At 72.2% G+C, this 19,381-nt stretch carries 22 protein-coding genes; 12 read left to right on the top strand and 10 right to left on the bottom strand.

The window, feature by feature from the left end:
• Positions 1 to 16: 16 nt before the first annotated feature.
• On the top strand, positions 17 to 1,444 hold the full coding sequence (locus tag ABD999_RS05270) for an aldehyde dehydrogenase family protein (RefSeq protein WP_271280290.1): 1,428 nt from the start codon (positions 17 to 19) through the stop codon (positions 1,442 to 1,444).
• A 48-nt stretch (positions 1,445 to 1,492) separates the two neighbouring features.
• On the opposite strand, the gene ABD999_RS05265 is transcribed toward ABD999_RS05270, so the two are convergent.
• The 4 genes from ABD999_RS05265 to ABD999_RS05250 form a co-directional block, all read right to left on the bottom strand.
• The gene (locus tag ABD999_RS05265) at positions 1,493 to 2,257 is read right to left on the bottom strand and encodes an SDR family NAD(P)-dependent oxidoreductase (RefSeq protein WP_219549129.1); all 765 of its coding nucleotides are present in this window, start codon (positions 2,255 to 2,257) and stop codon (positions 1,493 to 1,495) included.
• Between the two features lie 13 nt (positions 2,258 to 2,270).
• The gene (locus tag ABD999_RS05260) at positions 2,271 to 2,813 is read right to left on the bottom strand and encodes a GNAT family N-acetyltransferase (protein ID WP_271280291.1); all 543 of its coding nucleotides are present in this window, start codon (positions 2,811 to 2,813) and stop codon (positions 2,271 to 2,273) included.
• 56 nt (positions 2,814 to 2,869) lie between these two features.
• Positions 2,870 to 3,595: a L,D-transpeptidase family protein gene (locus tag ABD999_RS05255; protein ID WP_271280292.1), complete on the bottom strand. Its 726-nt coding sequence runs from the start codon at positions 3,593 to 3,595 to the stop codon at positions 2,870 to 2,872.
• 111 nt (positions 3,596 to 3,706) lie between these two features.
• Positions 3,707 to 3,847, bottom strand: coding sequence for a hypothetical protein (locus ABD999_RS05250; protein ID WP_187281204.1), 141 nt, complete (start codon positions 3,845 to 3,847; stop codon positions 3,707 to 3,709).
• Here ABD999_RS05250 and ABD999_RS05245 point away from each other — a divergent pair.
• Together ABD999_RS05245 and ABD999_RS05240 are read left to right on the top strand one after the other, a co-directional pair.
• Positions 3,846 to 4,712, top strand: coding sequence for a hypothetical protein (locus ABD999_RS05245; protein WP_271280294.1), 867 nt, complete (start codon positions 3,846 to 3,848; stop codon positions 4,710 to 4,712). The two genes, ABD999_RS05250 and ABD999_RS05245, sit on opposite strands and share 2 nt — an antisense overlap.
• 225 nt (positions 4,713 to 4,937) lie before the next feature.
• Positions 4,938 to 5,444, top strand: coding sequence for a methyltransferase family protein (locus ABD999_RS05240; RefSeq protein WP_219544282.1), 507 nt, complete (start codon positions 4,938 to 4,940; stop codon positions 5,442 to 5,444).
• Positions 5,445 to 5,450: 6 nt separating this feature from the next.
• Here ABD999_RS05240 and ABD999_RS05235 read toward each other — a convergent pair whose 3' ends face one another.
• Positions 5,451 to 5,723, bottom strand: coding sequence for a hypothetical protein (locus ABD999_RS05235; RefSeq protein WP_271280295.1), 273 nt, complete (start codon positions 5,721 to 5,723; stop codon positions 5,451 to 5,453).
• A gap of 98 nt (positions 5,724 to 5,821) precedes the next feature.
• Here ABD999_RS05235 and ABD999_RS05230 point away from each other — a divergent pair, with 98 nt between their 5' ends.
• Positions 5,822 to 6,796 carry an acetylxylan esterase gene (locus tag ABD999_RS05230; RefSeq protein ID WP_148032116.1) on the top strand — a complete coding sequence of 325 codons (975 nt, stop codon included), beginning with the start codon at positions 5,822 to 5,824 and terminating at the stop codon, positions 6,794 to 6,796.
• A gap of 70 nt (positions 6,797 to 6,866) precedes the next feature.
• Here ABD999_RS05230 and ABD999_RS05225 read toward each other — a convergent pair whose 3' ends face one another.
• Positions 6,867 to 7,154, bottom strand: a complete 288-nt coding sequence (locus tag ABD999_RS05225; RefSeq protein WP_148032115.1) for an iron-sulfur cluster biosynthesis family protein — start codon at positions 7,152 to 7,154, stop codon at positions 6,867 to 6,869.
• A gap of 182 nt (positions 7,155 to 7,336) precedes the next feature.
• Here ABD999_RS05225 and ABD999_RS05220 point away from each other — a divergent pair, with 182 nt between their 5' ends.
• The 6 genes from ABD999_RS05220 to ABD999_RS05195 all read left to right on the top strand — a co-directional run bounded on the left by ABD999_RS05220 (position 7,337) and on the right by ABD999_RS05195 (position 14,047).
• Entirely contained in the window at positions 7,337 to 7,957 is a 621-nt protein-coding gene (locus ABD999_RS05220) for a DUF4142 domain-containing protein (RefSeq protein WP_187281202.1), read from the top strand.
• Between the two features lie 140 nt (positions 7,958 to 8,097).
• Positions 8,098 to 8,946 (top strand): PRC and DUF2382 domain-containing protein, encoded by an 849-nt coding sequence (locus ABD999_RS05215; RefSeq protein WP_271279520.1) that lies wholly within the window; start codon positions 8,098 to 8,100, stop codon positions 8,944 to 8,946.
• A 466-nt stretch (positions 8,947 to 9,412) separates the two neighbouring features.
• Complete coding sequence (locus tag ABD999_RS05210) at positions 9,413 to 9,700, top strand: hypothetical protein (protein ID WP_148032111.1); 288 nt, start codon at positions 9,413 to 9,415, stop codon at positions 9,698 to 9,700.
• A gap of 78 nt (positions 9,701 to 9,778) precedes the next feature.
• On the top strand, positions 9,779 to 11,179 hold the full coding sequence (locus ABD999_RS05205) for an FAD-binding oxidoreductase (RefSeq protein WP_148032110.1): 1,401 nt from the start codon (positions 9,779 to 9,781) through the stop codon (positions 11,177 to 11,179).
• Positions 11,180 to 11,264: 85 nt separating this feature from the next.
• Entirely contained in the window at positions 11,265 to 12,926 is a 1,662-nt protein-coding gene (locus tag ABD999_RS05200; RefSeq protein WP_187281201.1) for an MFS transporter, read from the top strand.
• Positions 12,923 to 14,047, top strand: coding sequence for an FAD-dependent monooxygenase (locus tag ABD999_RS05195; RefSeq protein ID WP_271279522.1), 1,125 nt, complete (start codon positions 12,923 to 12,925; stop codon positions 14,045 to 14,047). The genes ABD999_RS05200 and ABD999_RS05195 overlap by 4 nt, the downstream gene beginning before the upstream one ends.
• Here the strand turns inward: ABD999_RS05195 and ABD999_RS05190 are convergent.
• Both ABD999_RS05190 and ABD999_RS05185 read right to left on the bottom strand, forming a co-directional pair.
• Entirely contained in the window at positions 14,031 to 15,125 is a 1,095-nt protein-coding gene (locus tag ABD999_RS05190; protein WP_271279523.1) for a serine hydrolase domain-containing protein, read from the bottom strand. The genes ABD999_RS05195 and ABD999_RS05190 overlap by 17 nt on opposite strands.
• Before the next feature lie 80 nt (positions 15,126 to 15,205).
• Entirely contained in the window at positions 15,206 to 15,538 is a 333-nt protein-coding gene (locus tag ABD999_RS05185) for a hypothetical protein (RefSeq protein WP_271279524.1), read from the bottom strand.
• Positions 15,539 to 15,616: 78 nt separating this feature from the next.
• On the opposite strand from ABD999_RS05185, the gene ABD999_RS05180 reads away from it, so the two are divergent.
• Positions 15,617 to 16,624, top strand: coding sequence for a hypothetical protein (locus ABD999_RS05180; RefSeq protein WP_271279525.1), 1,008 nt, complete (start codon positions 15,617 to 15,619; stop codon positions 16,622 to 16,624).
• A 28-nt stretch (positions 16,625 to 16,652) separates the two neighbouring features.
• Here ABD999_RS05180 and ABD999_RS05175 read toward each other — a convergent pair whose 3' ends face one another.
• Complete coding sequence (locus tag ABD999_RS05175; RefSeq protein WP_271279526.1) at positions 16,653 to 17,510, bottom strand: helix-turn-helix domain-containing protein; 858 nt, start codon at positions 17,508 to 17,510, stop codon at positions 16,653 to 16,655.
• A 135-nt stretch (positions 17,511 to 17,645) separates the two neighbouring features.
• On the opposite strand from ABD999_RS05175, the gene ABD999_RS05170 reads away from it, so the two are divergent.
• Positions 17,646 to 18,638 carry an aldo/keto reductase gene (locus ABD999_RS05170; protein ID WP_271279527.1) on the top strand — a complete coding sequence of 331 codons (993 nt, stop codon included), beginning with the start codon at positions 17,646 to 17,648 and terminating at the stop codon, positions 18,636 to 18,638.
• A 7-nt stretch (positions 18,639 to 18,645) separates the two neighbouring features.
• Here the strand turns inward: ABD999_RS05170 and ABD999_RS05165 are convergent, their stop codons facing one another.
• Entirely contained in the window at positions 18,646 to 19,245 is a 600-nt protein-coding gene (locus tag ABD999_RS05165; RefSeq protein ID WP_271279528.1) for a pentapeptide repeat-containing protein, read from the bottom strand.
• Between the last annotated feature and the right edge of the window lie 136 nt (positions 19,246 to 19,381).

The raw sequence follows: 19,381 nt of genomic DNA, 5'->3' as shown, positions 1-19,381 counted from the left end.
CAAGGGGGATCAAAGCGTGAAATATCAGGATGCGTGGCCGTCCGGGCTGCCCATCGGCGACGGATGGGTCGAACCGGCCGCCGAAGCCGACGTGATCTTCCCGTACGACGGCTCGGTGGTGATGCCCGCCCCCGTCGGGGACGCGAAGCTGGCCGCGCGGGCGGTCGAGGAAGCGCTCGCGGTCGCGCCCGCGATGGCGGCGCTGCCGTCGCACGCCCGCCGCCGCGCCCTCATGGCCGCGCACGACGCGCTGGCCGAGCGGCGCGAGGAGGTCGAGCGGCTGCTCGTGCTGGAGACCGGTAAGCCGCTCGTCGACTGCCGGGTCGAGGTGGCGCGCACCCTGGTCACGCTGGTCACGGCCGCCGAGGAGGTGGCCAGGCTGCACGGCGAGACCGTGCCGCTGGACCTGCTGCCCGCGGGGGAGGGCCTGATCGGGTTCTGGACGCGGCGGCCGATCGGGGTGGTGGTCGGCATCACCGGGTTCAACTACCCGCTGCTGCTGGCCGCCCACAAGATCGCGCCCGCGGTGGCCGCCGGGTGCCCGGTGATCGTCAAGCCCGCCCCGGCGACGCCGCTGGCCACGCTCTGGCTGGTGCACCTGCTGCGCGAGTCCGGCGCGCTGCCGCGGGCGGCGGTGCAGCTCGTCACCGGCGACGTCGAGGTGGGCCGGACGCTGGTCGAGGACCGGCGGATCGGCGCCGTCTCGTTCACCGGCTCGGCCGCGGCCGGGCACGCCATCGCCCGCAACGCCGCCCCCACGAAGGTGCTGCTCGAACTCGGCTCGAACGCCGCCCTCGTGGTGGCCGCCGACGCCGACCTGGAGGCCGCCGCCGACGCGGTGGTGCGCGGCGGCTACTACGCCTCCGGCCAGGCGTGCATCTCGGTGCAGCGGGTGCTCGTCGAGGAGCCGGTGGCGGCGCGGTTCCGGGAGCTGCTGGCCGCACGGATGAAGGACGTGGTGGTGGGCGACCCGCGGCTGCCCGAGACCCGGGTGGCGCCGCTCATCGACCCGGCCGCCTCCGACCGGGTGCTCGACTGGGTCGCCTCCTCCGGGGCCGAGGTGGTGACGGGCGGCGTGCGCGACGGCCGCGCCATCGCGCCCACGCTGCTGGCCGGCGTGCCCGACGGGGCCGCCGCCTGGGACGAGGAGATCTTCGGCCCCGTCGTGTGCGTGCGCCCGGTGCCCGACCTGGAGGCCGCCTTCGCCGCGGTCAACGCCTCCCGGTACGGGCTGCACGCCTCGGTGTTCACCCGCTCGCTGGCCACCGCCTTCGCCGCGATCGAGCGGATCGAGGCCGGGGGAGTGGTGGTCAACGAGGTGCCGGGCTTCCGTGCCGACAACATGCCGTACGGGGGCGTCAAGGACTCCGGCGTCGGCCGGGAGGGCCCCCGGTTCGCGATCGAGGAGCTCACCGTGACCCGGATGGCCATCATCCGCCCCTGAGGACGGATGACAGGCGTCCGGCGGGGACGGGTGGCTCCTGGTCCGCCGTCAGTTGGGCGGGTCGAAGCGGCCGTCCACCGCCGTCCAGCCTCCGTCGACGTACAGCACCGAGCCGGTGACGAAGCTGGCGGCGTCGCCGGCCAGGTAGACGACCGCGCCCGCCAGCTCCCCGGCGGTGGCCCAGCGGCCCAGCGCGCTCTTGGCCGCGTACGCCCCGTACCAGCCGGGGTCGTCCTTGATCTGCTTGGTGAGCGGCGTCTCCACCACGCCGGGCGCGATCGCGTTCACCCGCACCCCGTGCGGCCCGAACTCGGCCGCCGCGGTGCGCAGCAACTGCACCAGCCCGGCCTTGGTGGCCGAGTAGACGCCCTGGCCGGGCTCGGTGACGGCGGCGCGGATGGAGGCGAAGCCGATGATGGACCCGCGGCCGCGCGCCACCATGCCCGCGCCGAACGCGCGGACCACCTCGAACGAGGCCTTCAGGTTGAGGTCGACGACCCGCTGGAACTCCTCGGCCGTGTAGTCCAGCAGCCGCTTGCGCACGTTGGTGGCCGCGGTGAACACCACCACGTCCGCCTCAAGCTCGGCGCCCGCGGCGTGCACGGCCGCGCCGTCCAGCACGTCGAGCGCCAGGGACGTGCCGCCGCAGCGGGACGCCGTCTCCTCGGCGGAGGGCAGGTCGCGGTCCGCGCACACCACCGTCGCGCCGTGCGCGGCCAGCGCCAGCGCCGCCTCCCTGCCGATGCCGCTGCCCGACCCGATGACCACCGCACGCCGCCCGTCCAGGCGGAACAACCCCTCGTATGCCTTCATGGCAGCACCTTAGTCACTGGTCAGACCAGTGCACCAGGTGGTGTCGCGCCTCCCACTCCTCCCGGAGCAGCTCGTACTCGACCTCGCCCTGCTCCGCGCCGTCGATCGGGTCCTCCCAGTCCTCCCAGAAGGTGCGTACGTGCCGCAGCCCGCACTTCTCCATGACCCGGCGCGAACCCAGGTTCACCGCCATCGTCTGGGCGTAGACGCGGCGCGCGCCCAGCTCGGCGAACGCCCGCTCGATCAGCCGCAGCGACCCCTCGGTCGCGTACCCGCGTCCCCAGGACTCCCGGCGCAGCCGGTAACCCAGCTCCAGCTCGCCCTCGCCGCCCGGCCGCAGGTGGAACCAGCCGATGAAGGCGCCGGTGCGCCGCTCCTCGGCGGCGAAGAACCCCGACGCCATGAACCGGGGGAGCGTCTCGCGCACGATCGTCTCGCGCGGCGTCGGCCTGCCGCCGTTGAGGAAACGCATGACGTCGCGGTCGTTGTGCAGGCGGACGAGCTCGCCGGCGTCGTCCATCGTGAAGGGGCGCAGGATGAGGCGTTCCGTGTCCATCCGGCACACGGTAATCGCCGGTCCCGCGCCCCTCGACGGATTTTCGGCGCGGCGGCCTAGCCCTTCAGCTTGTGGCCCTGCCTGACGTACACCGGCTCCCCGATGGTCACCATCCGGTAGAGACGGTCGGCTATCGACATGGGGAGGCGCACACAGCCGTGGGAGCCGGGCCACGACGGCACCTTCCGGCCGCCGTGGATCGCCACCCCGCCCACGAAGTACAGCGAGTTGTACATCGAGCCCAGCGGGCCCGTCGTCCAGCCGGGCGCGCGCTTGTAGACGCGGAAGTCGCCGATCGGGGTGACGGCGACGCGGCAGCGGCCGCCCTGGCAGAACCGCACCCCGGCGCCCGTCGAGGTGTGCGAGATGAGCACCGGCCGGCCGCGGCGGTAGACGGTCAGGAGCTGGCGGCGCAGGTCGATCTCGACCCGGTTGGCCGACCCGGTCTTCACCAGCGGGCGAACCTTCCTGGGCCGGGTCAGCCTCCGCCACACGTCGGTGTCGACGATGTTCGCGGCCTGCATGCCCTGGCTCTTCCTGAACGCCCACACCGCGAAGCGGGTGTCCTTGTCGTAGCTGCCGGTCGCCTTGGTGAACAGGTAGCCCATCTGGCGCAGCCGCTGCTGGAGCCACCTGACGTCCTCGCCGCGGTCTCCGGGCCGCAGGTCGATCTCCTCGTCCTCGCCCCAGCCGTCGTCGGCCGCCGCCGGGGAGATGAAAGGGGCGGCCGTCGGGAGAGCGAGGCACAGGACGAGCGCGAGAATGCGGCAGGCGTTGATCACGGAGTTAACGTATCCCTTGTTAGGAAATGGTGATCCCGCCGGAGGGTCTCATTCTGTAAAGAGCAGGCCAGGACAAATTCGGACATTTTGGGCCGCCTTCTTTTTGGTTCCCTAGAATGGCGTTTTTTTGAACCGGTATTGCTGAGTGGCGAGATAGTCCTGCTTCGCGGCAAGGGTATGTTCGCGGCTGTCGCGAGGCGTTTCAGAGCCCGCTTCCAGATCGATGAACCATGAACGGAAACCATCGCCCATGAACATTGCAAGCCGTATCCGCTCCGGCAGGCGGGTCGCCGGTCTCGCGCTGGCGGCGGCCGCCGCCGGAGCGACGCTCCTCCCCGCGGCACAGGCCGTCGCCGGTACCGGCCAGGTGGCCGGTACCGCCGTCGTCGTGCACGAGAAGCCGATTCTCTGCAAGCACCGCAAGTGCGGGCACCGCTACAGGTGCCACAGCTGCGGGCACCGTCGCGGCTGCCACAACTGCGGGCACCGCCACCACGACGGCAACTGGTTCTTCAAGAACAAGGGTCACCACCACCACCGCGACCTCGACGATGACGTCGACGACGACGAGTTCGAGCACAAGGGCCGCCACCACGACGACGGGTTCAAGCACAAGGACCGCGACGGCGACTGGGGCAAGCGCAAGGGCGACGACGAGCGCGGCGAGTGGGACGGGCGCAAGGGCTACCAGGACCGCGGTGACTGGAAGCAGTACAACGAGGACCGCGGCGAGTGGGACAAGTACAAGGGCGACCGCGCCGAGTGGGACAAGTACAACGGCGACCGGAACCGCGGCGAGCGGGACACGTACAACGGCATCCAGGACCACGGTGACTGGGGCAAGTACAAGGGCGACCACGGCGAGTGGCAGAAGTACAACGGCGACCGCGGCGAGTGGGAGAAGTACGGCGACGGCGACCGCGCCGAGTGGGACACGTACAACGGTGACCACGCCCGCGGCGACTGGGGCAAGTACAAGGCTCCTCACAAGGAGAAGTGGGGTCACGGCTACTACGCCAAGAAGCACCACCACAACAACAAGTGGTGGGTGTGGCCGTTCGTCGAGAACGGCAGCGAGCCGTGGTGGCGCACCGACCAGAAGAAGAAGACCGCCTGAAAAAGCCGCTGGGGCTCGTCGCCCGTAGCGGAGGGGAATGAACCCGCCGCTCGTTTTCCGGCCCGGCCGCAGGCCGTGGCGAAAGTCCGGCAGGCGGATTCCCTTCGGTGATTCATCGTGCGGACGAAATGCCGCACCCGTTTCGACGGGTGCGGCATTTCGCGTTCCCCGGGGTTGACGGGCCGATCCGAAGAAGTCATCATGTGATGAAATAAGGGGTGGGCCATGCGCAGGACATCAGCCGCGATCGGCAGTGCGATCTTCTTCCTCGCCGCCCCGGGCGTCGTCGCGGGCCTGGGCCCCTGGTGGGTCTCCGGCTGGGAGCCGCGCTCGCCCCTGCCCGGCGCATGGATGATCCCCCTCAGGGTGGCGGGCGTGCTGCTGCTCCTGGCCGGGGCGGCCGTCGTCGTGGACGCGTTCGTCCGGTTCGTCGCCGAGGGCTCCGGCACGCCGGCCCCGATCGCGGCGCCCGGGCGGCTGGTCGTCGGCGGCCTCTACCGCCACGTGCGCAACCCGATGTACGTGGGCGTCCTGGCGGCGATCCTGGGGCAGGCGCTGCTGTTCGGCGACGCCGGGCTGCTGGTGTACGCGGCGGTGGCCGGGGCGGCGATGGGCGCTTTCGCGCACTGGTACGAGGAGCCGCGCCTGCTCGGCAGGTTCGGCGCCGACTACGAGCGATACCGCCGCGCCGTGCCCGGGTGGTGGCCGCGCGTCCGGCCGTACCACCCCTGACGCCGGTCACTCCAGCGGGTGCCCCAGGCGCAGGATGCGCCGGTCGCCGCTCACGATCACCTCGCTGACGGTCCACATGCGCTCGTCGACGACGGTGCCGTCCATGGTCATGTAACCCCCGACGACCAGCAACGGGCGGCCGCCGATGAAGAAGAGCTCGGCCCGCGCCTCGGTCTCGTCGCCGAACCCCAGGATGAAGTCGTCGTAGTCCAGAGGGGCGTCGAGGATCATGCCCGGCGCCAGGTGGGGGCGGGAAGTCTGGAACAGGTGCACGTTCACGGGGGTCAGCTACCCGGATTCCTGATGATCGTGCACGCTGTGGCGCTGATGTGCGTGGATGCGATGAAATGTCTCCATCCCGAAAGGTTGGAGTATCTGTGCCCCTGTTCGATCTGCCGCTTGAGCGACTCCGCGACTACCGCCCCGACCGTGACGAACCCGCCGACTTCGACGCGTTCTGGGCCCGCACGCTCGCCGAGGCCCGCGAGTTCGCGCTGGACGCGGAGTTCACCCCGTACGAGCTGCCGTTCGCCCACGTGGACGCGTTCGACGTCTCGTTCGCCGGGTGGGGCGGGCACCGGATCAACGGCTGGTTCCTCATCCCGCGCGGCGCCGGGGCCCCGCTGCCGTGCGTGATGCACTACATCGGCTACAGCGGCGGGCGCGGCTTCCCGCACGACCACCTGATGTGGCCGGCGGCCGGGTACGCGGTGTTCGTGATGGAAACCCGCGGCCACGGCGGCGCCAGCGTGCAGTCGCCCGGCGCCACCGGCGACCCGCACGGCGCGGCGGGCCCGCAGGCTCCCGGCATGATGACCCGCGGGATCATGGACCCGGACGACTACTACTACCGCCGGGTGTTCGCCGACGCGGTCAGGGCCGTCGACGCGGCGGCGGCCCACCCGTCCGTGGACGCGGGCCGGATCGTGGTGTCAGGCGGCAGCCAGGGCGGCGGCATCGCGCAGGCCACCGCAGCGCTGCACCCGTCGGTGGCGGCGGCGCTCGTGGACGTGCCGTTCCTGACGCACTTCCGCCGGGCCGTCGAGATCACCGACCGCGACCCGTACCAGGAGCTGGTCCGGTTCCTCGCCACCCGGCGCGAGGCCGCCGACCAGGTGTTCCGGACGCTCTCGTACTTCGACGGGGTCAACTTCGCGGCTCGGGGCACGGTGCCGGCGCTATATTCGGTGGCGCTGATGGACTTCGTCTGCCCGCCGTCGACGGTCTTCGCCGCCTACAACCACTGGCAGGGGCCGAAGGAGATCACGGTGTGGCCGTGGAACGGCCACGAGGGCGGGAGCGGCTACCAGCGCGAGGAGCAGCGCCGCCACCTGGCCGCGCTGTTCGCCTGACGCCCGCCTGGCACGCCGCCGATCCGGCACGTGGACCGTGCCGGACCCGGCGGCGTGCCGAGCTGCGGTGTCAGCCGGCGCGCTCGGTCACCAGGAAGGACACCGCCCCCTGGTCGTCGGCGCCGGCGTCGAGTGACTTGTCGTCCAGCACCGTCGCGGCCACCGGGTCGAGGTAGACGCGGGCGCCCTCCGACTCCACGACCGCGTCAGCCGGCTCGGGAGCCGTGGCCAGGGACAGGGTCAGCGAGCTGGCGTCGTCATCGCTGGAGGCGATGCGGATGCCGCCCTGCGCCGGCTCGGGCGCGCCCGCCGTGAGATTGCGGATCGCCTGGGCTGCATTAGCTGTCAGGGTGAGCACTACGGCTCCTCCTCGGATTCGACGTACATGAGTCGCCTGCCATTCCCCGGTCTGTCCGGGTCCTAACCTTTGTGGCCGGGACTTTTACCGGCGAACCGGCGTGGCGTGGCGGGCCGGGCCCGCCGGGCGCGCTTGGATGACTCTCCGTCAACGCACCATCACAGATCGTCGGGGGATTCAGCATGTCCGTTCCGCGCCCGTACCTCGCCCTGCTCCTGGCCGCCGTGACCGCCGTCACCGGCTGCAACAGCGGCCCCAGCACGTCCGCGGGGCTCGCCACGCCCGCCTCGCCCACCGCGGCCTCGCCGGGGACGGCCTCTCCCGCTCAGCCCTCCGACCAGGACCGGATCTGGCTCCGGGAGATCCACCAGGGCAACATGGCCGAGATCCAGGCGGGGGACCTGGCCCAGCACAAGAGCACCTCCGAGGCGGTCCAGAGGCTGGGCACGATGCTGGTCGAGGACCACACCAAGCTCGATCAGGAGGTCGTGAAGACCGCCGAGCAACTCGGCGTCAGCCTGCCCAAGAACACCTCGGGCGAGCAGAAGAAGGTCATCGCCGGGCTCCGCGACGCCTCGCGCGCCGACTTCAACCAGGAGTTCCTGATCGCCATGCGCAAGGCGCACGAGAAGGCCATCACCGCCACGCAGACCGAGATCCAGAGCGGCACGTCGCCCCAGGTGAAGCAGCTGGCGGAGAAGGCGCTCCCGGCGCTGGAGATGCATCTCGACGAGATCGGCAAGATCCCCGGCGGGGAGGCGCCGGCGCCGGACAGCGGCGCCCCGGCCCCGGAGAACTCCTGAGGCGTCAACCCCGAATTACGCAAAACATCCCGGGTGAGCGTGCGTTTGTGCAGGTATGGGGGTATTTGCCCGTCTTGAGCCACCTGTCGGTCCGGCGAAGCGGCCGTCAGAACGAACAATTCGGGGGAATCGTCGTGGCTATGCAGACAGAGATCCGGAGCCTTTTCGACTGCGATGTCATCGACTCCGATGGTCAGCGGGTCGGCAGGGTCGGCCAGGTCTACCTCAGCGACCGCACGGGGGACCCGGAGTGGGTCACGGTGCGCACCGGGATGTTCGGCATGAAGCAGAACTTCGTGCCGCTGACCGGTTCGCGCCGGTCCGGCAACGAACTGCGCGTCCCGTTCGTCAAGGAGATCATCAAGGGCGCGCCCAGCATCGACGTGGACGAACACCTGACCCTGGAGGAGGAGGCCGGGCTCTACCGCTACTACGGCATGCAGCCGTCCACCATCCCCAGCCAGCGCAAGCCCGAGGGCACGACCGGAACGACCACCGGAACGACCGGAACGTCCGGAACGACCGCCGGGATGACCGGAAAGGTCACCGGGCCCGCGCCCGAGCGGCGCGGCGCGCGGGGGACCGAGCGGGATGTCGACATGACCCGCTCCGAGGAGACGATGCACGTCGGCAAGGAGACGAGGGAGGCCGGCCACGTCCGGCTGCGCAAGTACGTGGACAGCGAGAACGTCCAGGAGAGCATCCCGCTGGAGCACGACGAGGTCGTGATCGAGCGCGAGCCGATCTCCGGCGGCCAGCCCTTGGAGGGGCGCGAGCTGGAGGAGGACGAGGAGTCCATCACCCTGTACGAGGAGCGCCCGGTCGTCGGCAAGGAGACCCGGCCCGTCGAGCGCGTGCGCCTGCACAAGGAGAGAGTCCGCAAGGACGAGACGGTGCAGGGGGAGGTCCGCAAGGAGCGCTTCGAGGTCGACCGGGACGGCACGACCATCGACGAGGGCGACGAGCGCGACGACCGACGCGGGCGCTGACGCCCTCTTTCGCGCGGTTTTCAGGCGAGGGCGCACGGTCGCGCCCTCGCTTTCAGATGATGAAAGAACTCACATAGCGCAACGAAACCCCCGAATTCGGGCGGGCCTGATCCCGCTTGCGGGCTGTCACGACCCGTTACTCCGTGGTTGCTCTCTTACCCTCCCGCAGGGTAGCCGCGCCTGACCTTCGGGTTACATGGCGGACGGCTCGCCCGCGGCCCCCTTCCGTGGCCGAGATCCCCTTTCCGAGCACTACCGGAACGGTTTCGGGCGGTCTTCCACGCCGGCTGACCGGCGCGCCTGAAGGTTCCTGCGAGCCGCCCTGTGACCCACGGGGGCATTCCAACGCATTCGTTAAGTAGCAGTTGACAGCTTGACGGTAAATGGCAGGATCAGGGCGTGAACAAGTAGTTCAGGGTTTACAGAGCACTTCGCGGATGTCCTGAAAGGGGAGGTGACCAGCGAGATGAGCGTTACCCCCGACGGCGCCGCACCGACGTCACGGCCGACCGCGACCCAGAACCCGTTCGGTAGGAGCCCCGCCATGCACGTCCACCCCGATTACCGCCACCCCTACGACGGAGACCGGCAGCCGCCCAAGCCGCGTCTGGCCGTCTACGACCACCTGGAAGAGATCGCCGCACCCGAGCCGATCGAGCCTGACACCCAGGTCACCGAGCGGCTGTGGCAGATCCGGGAGATATCGAACAGGGCCATCGGCTCCATCGACGACCTGCTCAAGCGCACCGCCTGATCGCGAACCAATGAGGGGGGAGACCCGGCGAAGCGGCCGGCGACCCGCGGGGAATGTCTCGGCTCACCAAGGAGTGTCATGCAAGGTCACACGCGACTGGCGTCAGCAGTACGCGACGTCGGAGCACACCGCGCGCGGATGATCGCGGGCGTCGCGCGGCCCCAGAACGTCGACGAGGTACGCGCCGTGGTGCGGCGGGCAGCCGTCGAGGGGCGTCGTCTATATCCGCTGAGCACCGGGCGCAACTGGGGCATGGGCTCCGGCGTGCCGGCCAAGGACGAGAACGTGGTCGTCGACCTCAGCGCCATGAACCGCATCCGCAGCCTCGACCTGGAGAACGGCTTCGCCGTCATCGAGCCCGGAGTGACCCAGCGCCAGCTCGCCGAGGAGCTGCGCGACACCGACTGGATGCTCAACGTCACCTCCTCGTGCGCCGACACCTCCGTGGTCGGCAACGCGCTGGAGCGCGGCGACGGCTCGATCCGCTCCCGCGTGCACGACCTCGCCGGGCTCGAGGCCGTGCTCGCCGACGGCAGCCTCGTCAGCACCGGCGGGCTGGACCACTGGGGCCGCTACCGCGGCGCCGTCGCCGGTCCCGACCTGACCGGCGCCTTCGTCCAGCACAACCTCGGCATCATCACCGCGGGCGTCATCGCGCTGGTGCCCCGCCCGCAGGCCATCGGGCTGGTGCACGCCCGCATCCCGCGCGACCAGGCCGGCCGGGCCGTGGGCGCGGTGGGTTCGTTCCTGCGCAACGGCAACCCCGCCGACGGGCTGCTGCGGGTGCGCGAGCTGTCGCTGACGCCCAGCCGGGGCGGCTGGATGCTCCCGGACGGGGTGGACCCCGAACTGCTCACCATCGTCGGCCCGCTGCTCGGCAGCGGCGAGACCGTCCGCCTGGCCGAGGACCTGCTGCGCAAGCACCTGCTGGAGGTCGAGGGCGCCGAAGGGCTCCGCGTCCTGGACGCCGCGGCGGTGAGCCCCGACGACCCCCTCTACCCGCGGGCGCTCATGGCCCAGGGCATCCCCAACTGCCTGAGCGTGCACAACGCGCTCGGCGTCACCTCCTGCGACGACGTCGACGCCGGCCAGATCGGCTTCCTCGTGCTGCTGCCCAAGCTCCCGATGGACGAGATCTCCACCGAGAACCTCCTGACCGTGCTCCGCGCGGCCGTCGAGTGCAACGGCACCGCGGCGATGATGGAGTGGAACATGGTCAGCAGGAACCTCGCCAACGGCGTCATCCAGATCTTCTTCGACCGGGGCGTGGCGGACGCGCCGGCCCGCGCCCACCGCCTGCGCCAGGACGCCAACGGCCTGCTGCGCGGCTACGGCTGCCCCATCTACCGCTCCGACATCGACAACGCCGCCGCCGACGTCTACGCCCAGTCCTCGACGGCGACCCTGTCCATGCTCTACCGGCTCAAGGGCGCGCTGGACCCGTACGGACTGGTGTCGCCGGGACGCTACAGCGCCTGACGGCGGCGGGGACGGGAAGGCACGACCGCCGCCCGGCGCGCCGGGCGGCGGGAACGACATCCGGGCTCTCATGGAGGTGGCCACGTTGCGTCAGTCGCCAGTCGTCGAGACGGGCTCATACCCGGTCACGCGAAAGCCCGCACGCGGGCGCGGCACGCTGCTGCGGCTGGTAGGCGCCGGCGTCATGTTCACCGTCATGGCCGACACCACGGCCACCACGCTCGCCGTCGGCCTGATGCAGCACGGCGACGCCGGGAACGCCCTGCCGCTGAACGACCTGCTCTGGCTGACCAGCGCCGCGTTCGTGCCGATCGCGGCCCTGCTGGCCACCGCGGGACGCTGGGCCGACCTGTTCGGCCGCCGCCGCGTGCTGATCATCGGGCTCGTGGTGTTCGTCCTCGGCGGGCTCGCCACGCTCACCGTGCCCGACTGGCCGATGGTCCTCGCGGCCAGGGCCGTGCAGGGGGTCGGCGCCGCCGCCATGATCCCGGCCAGCCTCGCCGTGCTCCTCGGCGAGCTGCCCGAGCACCAGCGGCGCGGCGCCATCGCGCTGTGGAGCTCCGCGTCCGGCGTCGGCTGCCTGCTCATGCAGGCGGGCGGCGGCTGGCTGGCGGAAGGGTTCGGCTGGCGCGCGCTGTTCGCGCCGGTCGTCGTGGTCGGCATGCTCCTGCTGCTCGCCGCCACCTGGCTGCCGCCCGGCCTGCCCGCCGGCCGGAGCGGCGCCCGGACGCGGCCCGACATGCTCGGCGCGGTCCTGCTGGCCGCCTCGATCGGGGCCATCGTCCTGGCCATCTCCAAGGCGACCTCGTGGGGCGTGGTGTGCGCCTACCTGGCCGCCGGCGCGCTCGTCCTGCTGGTCCTGTCGCTCCTGCGGTCCCGCCGGCACCGGGTGCCCGCCGTCGACCTGACGCTCTGGCGGCGGCCCGGCTTCGCCTGGGGCTGGCTCGCGACCTGGGGATTCGGCGTGCTGTCGTACGGCCTGCTCGCGCTGCAGCCGCTCTACCTCCTGCACCTGGGCTTCCCCATGCTGGAGGTCGCGCTGTGGCTGACGCCCACCTCCGTCGCCGTGGCGGTGACCGCGTGGCTGGGCGGCAAGGTCGTGCGCAAGCTGGGCCCGTACGGGCTCATCTACGTCGGCGCCACCGCGTGCGGCGGCTCCTGTGTCGTGGCGCTGGCGCAGAGCGGTCCCACGCTGTGGGGGCTCGCGGCGAGCGTCGGCGTGGGCGTCGGGGTGGGGGCGCTCGCGCCCGGCACCTCCATGGCCACCACCCTGGCCGCCCAGCCGCACCAGTACGCCTCCGCGGTGGGCGCGGCCGTCATGTCCCGCATGGTCGGCGGCGCCGTCGGCGTGGCCACCGTGTCGGTCGTCATCGGCCATCCCTTCATGGTGGGCCCCATGGGCGGTCTGGCCAGCGCGCTGGCGGTGTGCGTGGCCGTCTCCGTGCTGGTCGGCACGCTCGCCCTGATCAAGATGCTGCGGATGCCGCACGCCACCGGCGAGGTCATGGTCCTGGTGCCCCGCAAGATGCTGCTGGAGCTGCGCATGCAGCTGGCCACGGTCGCCGCCGAAGCCGACGCGCTGCTGCCCCCGCAGCCCGCCGCCGACCCCGGCCACGCCGCGGTCCCGGCGGTACCGCCCCAGCTGGGGCGGGGCCAGGCCCACGCCATGAGGCCCGGCTCGCAACCCCGCGTGCACGGGGGCACGCGTCTCGCAAGAACACCAGAAGGGCTCTCATCATGGCAATGACGACATCCTGCGACGTAGCGATCGTCGGCGCCGGTCTCGGCGGCTGCTTCCTGGCCCTGTTACTGGGCCGCAGCGGCCGGAGCGTCGTCGTCGTGGAGCAGGGCACGGCCATCCCGGCCGCCGGCGCCGACTTCGTCAAACGCCCCGGCATGGCGGTCCTGGCCCGGCACGGGCTGGGGAGCCTGGTGGAACGGCACTCGCTCAAACGCGACATCGTCCGCTACTACCACGACGGCGAGCCGATCCAGGAATGCCGTTACCCCGACGGCTTCCTCATCCGCCCCTACCGCGAGCTGGTCGAGGTCATCTACTCGTCCTGCGCGATGGAGGGCGTCGAGTTCTGGTTCGACTCGCGGATCGAGAGCCTGGAGCGCGACGGCGACCGGGTGGCCCGGCTGGTCCTGGCCGACGGCCGCGAGCTGCGGCCCGGGGTGGTCATCGCCGCCGACGGCACCCGCTCGATGGTGCGCCAGGAGCTCGGCATCACCAAGGAGACCACCTCCTACCCGCACATGCTGCGGGTGGCCACCGTGCCGCTGACCGCCAGCGTCGCCCGGCTCAACCGGCTCTACTTCAACTCCGAGGGCTGGTTCAGCTACCTGTATCCGGTCAACGAGGAGCAGGCCCGCGTGTTCGTCGGCCTGCCGCTGGAAGACGACGACGAGGTGTTCGGGCACGGCCTGCTCGTGGACGCGCTCAAGGAGTTCGTCACCGAGAACGACGACGCCTACGACGTCCTCGGCCCCGCGCACTGGCAGAAGATCCCCGTGGCGGCGATGCGCGTGCCGGTGTACCACAAGGGCAACGCCGCCCTGCTCGGCTCGGCCGCGTTCGCGTGCCACCCGATGACCGGCATGGGCATGAGCTACACCATGCACGACGCCGAGATCCTCGCCGGGATCATCTGCGCCGCCGAGGGAGACCCGGCGCTGCTGGAGAAGGGGCTGGAGACCGGGTACGAGCCGCGCAGGCACGCGCACGGCGAGCTGATCGACTACGGTGACGCGCTGTCAGGGACGTTCCACGACAAGGCGGCCTACCTGGACGTGTTCCGCGAGGACCTGCACGTGTTCGGCGACACCGAGCCGATCGGCGACGGGTACGTCAGGGTGCTGCGCTGAGCACCGCCGAGCCGATCCGGTCCACGGTGGCGAAGTCGCCGATGCGGTTCTTCAGGATCCCGACGGCCAGCCCGGTCTCGGTGTCGGCGAAGGCCACCGTGCCGCCGCTGCCCGGCATGCCGAACACGGTGGGCGCGGCGAGCCCCGGGGTGAGCCCGATCGCGTAGCCCAGCCCCCACGCGGCCTCGACGCCGGTGACCTCGTCGAGGCCGCGCACGGCGGGCGCCGACAGCTCGCGCAGCCGCGCCGGCGGCACCAGCTCGCCCGTCAGCAGCGCGTCGTAGACACGCGCCACCGCACGGGCGGTCATCGTGCCGCCGGCCGGGATCTCGGCCGTGAGCACGTCGCGCCGGTTGCTGAATCCGGCGTCCGGCATGGCCGCCATCGGCGCCGCCGTGTAGCCGCCGACCACCCGGAAGAACGGGATCCCGTTCCGCAGCGACGGCGGCGGCGTCACCGGCGGGGCGACCTCCTCGATCCGCGCCAGCCGGTCCAGCTCCGCCTCCGGCACGGCGAAGAACAGCTCGCCCGAGACGCCGAGCGGCCCGGCGACCTCCTCCTCCAGCACCTGCGAGATCCGCTTGCCCGTGGCCCTGCGCACCACCTCGCCCAGCAGGTAGCCGAAGGTCTGCGGGTGGTAGCCGCACCGGGTGCCCGGCTCCCACCACGGCTCGGCGTCCGCGATCGCCGCGCACATCAGGTCCCAGTCGCACAGGTCCTCCGGCGTGGTCGCCTCCGGCACGCCGGGCACGCCGGCCTGGTGGGAGAGGGCGTGGCGGATCGTCGCCCGCTCCTTGCCGCGCGCGCCGAACTCCGGCCACAGCTCGGCGATCGGCGTGTCGTACGAGAACACCTTCCGCTCGGCCAGCACGTGCACCACGGCCGCGGTGACGCCCTTGCCGGTCGAGGTCGCGTACACGGGGGTGCTTGACGTGAACGGCCGCCCGGTCGCCGCGTCCGCCACCCCGGCCACCACGTCCGCGAGCAGCTCTCCCCGCCGGTAGACGGCCACCTGCAGCCCGCGCTCCGCGCCCGACGCCACCAGCTCGTCGGCGATGTCCTGCACGATCTTCTGCATGTCTGTCACCTTAACGCTGATATGACCGCCAGGGTGGCAGGAAGTCATCGGCAGGCCGGCCGCCACGGAGGGACGCGGCGTCATGGCGTCGTGAGCCCGGGCTTCGCGCCGTCCTCACGCGGTGGGCGGCCCGCCGCGGTGACCACCAGCTCCGCCCGCCCGGACACCTCCGCCACCTCGAACCCGGCCGCGCCGAGGATCGTGCGTAACGCGAGCCGGACGGCCGTGCGGATGGTGTCGTGACGGGAGGGGTCACCGGACGGGACGCTCCAGCGCACCACCACGCCGCGCTCCGGGTCGCACCACACGCTGAGCCCGCCGTCGCTCGGCTTGCGGGACGGCGCCACGGCGAATCCGGCGTCTGTGAGCTCCTGGCACACCAGGCGTTCCAGCTCGGGATCCGCCACGTTCATGTCAACTCGCTGCCCATGACCGCCCGCCGCGAACCTACCCTCAGGTGCGAGCGCCGTACCTCCCGTACGATGGCGGGCGTGCGCGTGGGGAAAGCCGTGGAAACGGCCCGCCGGTGGGTGCGCGACGAGGGCGCCCGCCTGCCCGGCTTCGGCGGCGCGTTCCTGACCGGCTCGGCGCTGTGGGCGCCGCCCGGCTCCGCGCTGCCGCCGCACTCCGACGTGGACGTGATGGTGGTGCTCGACGAGCCCGCCGGGCACGGGCGCAAGGTCCGGTACGGGGGAGCGCTCCTGGACGTGTCGTTCCTGCCCGCCACCCGGGTGGAGTCGGCCGAGGCCGTGCTGCGCGACTACCACCTGGCCGGCGCCTTCCACCGGCCCGGCGTGCTGGCCGACCCCACCGGGCGGCTGTCGGACCTCGGCCGCGAGGTGTCCCGCCGGTTCGCCGGGCGGCGCTGGGTGCTGGCCCGCTGTGACCACGCCCTGGAGACGGTCCGCGCCCGGCTGGCCGGCGCCGGCTCGCCGGGGCCGCTGCCCGACCAGGTGAACGCGTGGCTGTTCGGCACCGGGGTGACGGCGCACGTCCTGCTGGTCGCCGGGCTGCGCAACCCGACCGTCCGCCGCCGGTACGCGGCCACCCGCGAGCTGCTCGCCGGCCGCGGCCTCGCCGACCGCCACGAGCACCTCCTCGACCTGCTCGGCTGCGCCACCATGACCCCGGGCCGGGTCCGGCGCCATCTGGACGGGCTGGAGCGGCTCTTCGACACGGCCGCGCGGGTGGACGCCCCCGGCTACCGCTTCGACTCCGACATCACCGCCGCCGCCCGGCCGATCGCCGTCGGGGGCAGCCGCGCCCTCATCGACGCCGGTCTGCACCGGGAGGCGGTCTTCTGGCTGGTGGCCACCTACGCGCGCTGCCTGCTCAAGCTCGCGGCGGCCGGTCGGCCGGCCCCCGAGGACACCCTCCTCGAACTGCTCTCCGACCTGGGCGCGGCCACCCCCGCCGCCCGCCAGGCCCGCGCCGCCACCGTCCTGGCGGACCTTCCGTCCCTCCGGCGCACGGCCGGACACCTGGCCCCGCCCGCCTGACCACGCGCATTCCCCGCGGCTCCCTGGGTCAGGCGGTGACCGCGTGGAGGGCGCCGGGCTGGCGGCCGGTCAGGTGGTCCAGGGCCGCGGCCGTGGTCTCGTCGGCGGGAAGGTACACGACGAGCCGCTGGTCGGCGTCCGCCAGGTCGAGGGACTCCACGACCAGCCGGAGCTCGCCCGCGCCCGGATGGGCCAGCCGCTCGCGGTACGGGGTCGCGGGCGGCGCCGGCGGGGCGTGGAGCAGCTCGGTGAACACCGCACCGGCCGTGATCGTCAGCTCCTCGACGAGGTGTCCGGCCCGCGCGTCACCCATGGCGGCGGCCAGGCGCAGGGCGGTGGCCCGCCCGGCGGCCACCGCGCTCCACTCGGGGAAGGCGGCCCGCGCCCGGGGGTCGGTGAACACGTAGCGGGCCAGGTTGGGCTGATCGTCGTCGAGGACGCCCAGCGCCGCCACCATCAGGGCGTAGCCGGCGGTGTGCGCCAGCACGTCGTCCAGCCGGTTGAGCAGGACGGCCGGGGCCGGCTCCAGCCGGTCGAGCAGCGCACGGAGCGTGGGCCGCACCGTGCGCGCGGGGGAGGACGCGACGGCGGAGCAGAGCAGCGCGTCGCCGCCGGCCATCTTGGCCAGGTGGCGCAGGTGCAACCGCTGCTCGAAGCTCAGCCCGAGCACGTCGGCGAGCGCCCCCAGCACCTGGGCGGACGGGTTGCGGTCGCGCCCCTGCTCCAGCCGGGTCAGGTACTCGACGCTGATGCCCGCCAGCGTCGCCAGCTCGGCCCGGCGCAGCCCGGGGGTGCGGCGCCGCGCCCCCTCCGGCAGGCCGACGTCGCCCGGTCTGACCGCTTCCCGGAGGCCGCGCAGGTAGGCGGCCAGCTCGTTCCCGCTCACGCAGGGCAGTCTAGGCGGGACGGCGCCCGCGCATCGTGGCCCTGTCAGGGCCAGTCTCCGCCCGGTCTCCCTCCCCGGCCGGCGGCCCCGCCATGGTGGACCCCGTACGGAATGACGAGTGAAGGGAAGTCGGCCATGAGGTACCGGTTGCTCGGGCGTACCGGGTTGAGGGTGTCGGAGCTGTTCCTCGGCGCCATGACGTGGCGGGCGGTGACGCCCGGGGTGCGCGCGATGATGGGCCTGTACGAGGACGCGGGCGGCAACGTCGTCGACACGGCCTCTGCCTACGGCGAGTCGGAGAGCGTGGTCGGAGAGGTGCTGGAAGGGCGGCGGGACCGGTTCGTGGTGGCGACCAAGTACACCCTGACCCGCGACGCCGGCGACCTCAACGCGGCGGGCAACCACCGCAAGAACCTCGTGCTCTCCCTGGAGCGGAGTCTGCGGCGGTTGCGCACCGACTATGTGGACCTGCTCTGGGTGCACATCTGGGACCGGCACACGCCGCTGGAGGAGACGATGCGGGCCCTCGACGACGTGGTACGAGCGGGCAAAGTGCTCTATGTCGGGATATCGGATGCGCCGGCGTGGGTGGTGAGCCGGGCCAACACGCTGGCGGAGTGGCGCGGATGGACGCCGTTCGCGGGCCTGCAGGTGCCCTACAGCCTGCTGTGGCGCGACGTCGAGCGCGAGCTGCTGCCGATGGCGGAGGAGTCGGGGCTGACGGTGGCCGCCTGGGCGACGCTCGCCCAAGGCGTGCTGTCGGGCAAGTACACCGCCGGCCCCGCTCCCGAGACCCCCACCAGGATCGAGCCCGGGTCGGTGACGGAGCGCGAGCACGCGGCGGCCAGAGCCGTCATGGACGTGGCCGACGACCTGGGGGTCACGCCGTCGCAGGTGGCGATCGCCTGGACCCTGGCCCGCTCGCGCGTGGTGCACCCCATCGTCGGCGCGAGCACCCCCGGCCAGCTCGCCGACAACCTCGCCGCGGCGGACGTCACCCTCCCCGAGGAGGCCATGGACCGCCTCGCCCAGGCGGCGCCCTTCACCCGCGGCTTCCCCGCCGACTTCATCGCCGAGGCCGGCGGGGCCTTCGGCACCAGGATCGACCGCCTCGACGGCCGCCCCTGACACCGGATCAGGGGAGGACCTGGAGACCCAGGCTGGTGACGATGATCGTGGCCTGGTGGGGGTCGACGGTCGCGTCGCGCAGGGTGACCGCCGACGGGTCGAGCGTGCTCAGGTCGCTGCCGCGCAGGTCGCACGAGGTCAGGTCGGCCCGGCGCAGCGCGGCGCCGCCGAGGTCGCAGCGGCGCAGGGTGGCGCCCGTCAGGTCGGCCCCCGACAGGTCGGCCTCGCGCAGGCGGACCCCGTCGAAGGTGCTGCCCCGCAGGTCGGCGCCCGCCAGCGAGGTGAACGACCAGTCGCCGCCGTCGACCTTGAGCAGCCCGTAGGTGCAGCCCGAGAACGTGCTGCCCGTCAGCTTGCAGCCGTTGAACGCGGCGTCGAAGAACGAGCAGCTCCCGAAGGTGCACGCGACGAAGGCGGCGTCGGCGTGGACCGACACGTTGAAGCGGACGTTGCTGAACGTGCACTCCTCGAAGGTCGTGCCGTCGTCGGCCATCTCCATCATGTCGAGGTCGACGAACCGCACCCGCCGGAAGGTCTCGCCGTCGAGGTCGCGGTCGTCCCACTCGTCGGGGCCGATCGTGGTGTCGGCCGTCACGCGTGTCGTCATCGCGCGCCCGCCTCCACCCGCTCGCCGGCGACGACCACGCGGTCGCCGCCGGCGTTGTCCGTGAACTCCACCGTCAGCCGCCTCCTTCGATGATCGGAGGCAAACCTCCCACACCCCACCGACAGAAACGGAAGAG

The organism is Nonomuraea ferruginea, assembly GCF_039540635.1.
Taxonomy (GTDB): domain Bacteria; phylum Actinomycetota; class Actinomycetes; order Streptosporangiales; family Streptosporangiaceae; genus Nonomuraea; species Nonomuraea ferruginea.
Note: the sequence above shows the minus strand (reverse complement) of the source record. Positions and strands in the feature narration are given on the sequence as shown.

Bases quoted from the DNA above. Each gene is read 5' to 3' on its own strand.
- ABD999_RS05190 (WP_271279523.1), bottom strand. From the start codon at position 15,125: ATGCAGAAGATCGTGCAGGACATCGCCGACGAGCTGGTGGCGTCGGGC.
- ABD999_RS05170 (WP_271279527.1), top strand. From the start codon at position 17,646: ATGAGGTACCGGTTGCTCGGGCGTACCGGGTTGAGGGTGTCGGAGCTG.
- ABD999_RS05265 (WP_219549129.1), bottom strand. From the start codon at position 2,257: ATGAAGGCATACGAGGGGTTGTTCCGCCTGGACGGGCGGCGTGCGGTG.
- ABD999_RS05260 (WP_271280291.1), bottom strand. From the start codon at position 2,813: ATGGACACGGAACGCCTCATCCTGCGCCCCTTCACGATGGACGACGCC.
- ABD999_RS05240 (WP_219544282.1), top strand. From the start codon at position 4,938: ATGCGCAGGACATCAGCCGCGATCGGCAGTGCGATCTTCTTCCTCGCC.
- ABD999_RS05185 (WP_271279524.1), bottom strand. From the start codon at position 15,538: ATGAACGTGGCGGATCCCGAGCTGGAACGCCTGGTGTGCCAGGAGCTC.
- ABD999_RS05215 (WP_271279520.1), top strand. From the start codon at position 8,098: ATGCAGACAGAGATCCGGAGCCTTTTCGACTGCGATGTCATCGACTCC.
- ABD999_RS05210 (WP_148032111.1), top strand. From the start codon at position 9,413: ATGAGCGTTACCCCCGACGGCGCCGCACCGACGTCACGGCCGACCGCG.
- ABD999_RS05205 (WP_148032110.1), top strand. From the start codon at position 9,779: ATGCAAGGTCACACGCGACTGGCGTCAGCAGTACGCGACGTCGGAGCA.
- ABD999_RS05250 (WP_187281204.1), bottom strand. From the start codon at position 3,847: ATGGGCGATGGTTTCCGTTCATGGTTCATCGATCTGGAAGCGGGCTCT.
- ABD999_RS05165 (WP_271279528.1), bottom strand. From the start codon at position 19,245: ATGACGACACGCGTGACGGCCGACACCACGATCGGCCCCGACGAGTGG.
- ABD999_RS05245 (WP_271280294.1), top strand. From the start codon at position 3,846: ATGAACATTGCAAGCCGTATCCGCTCCGGCAGGCGGGTCGCCGGTCTC.
- ABD999_RS05195 (WP_271279522.1), top strand. From the start codon at position 12,923: ATGACGACATCCTGCGACGTAGCGATCGTCGGCGCCGGTCTCGGCGGC.
- ABD999_RS05220 (WP_187281202.1), top strand. From the start codon at position 7,337: ATGTCCGTTCCGCGCCCGTACCTCGCCCTGCTCCTGGCCGCCGTGACC.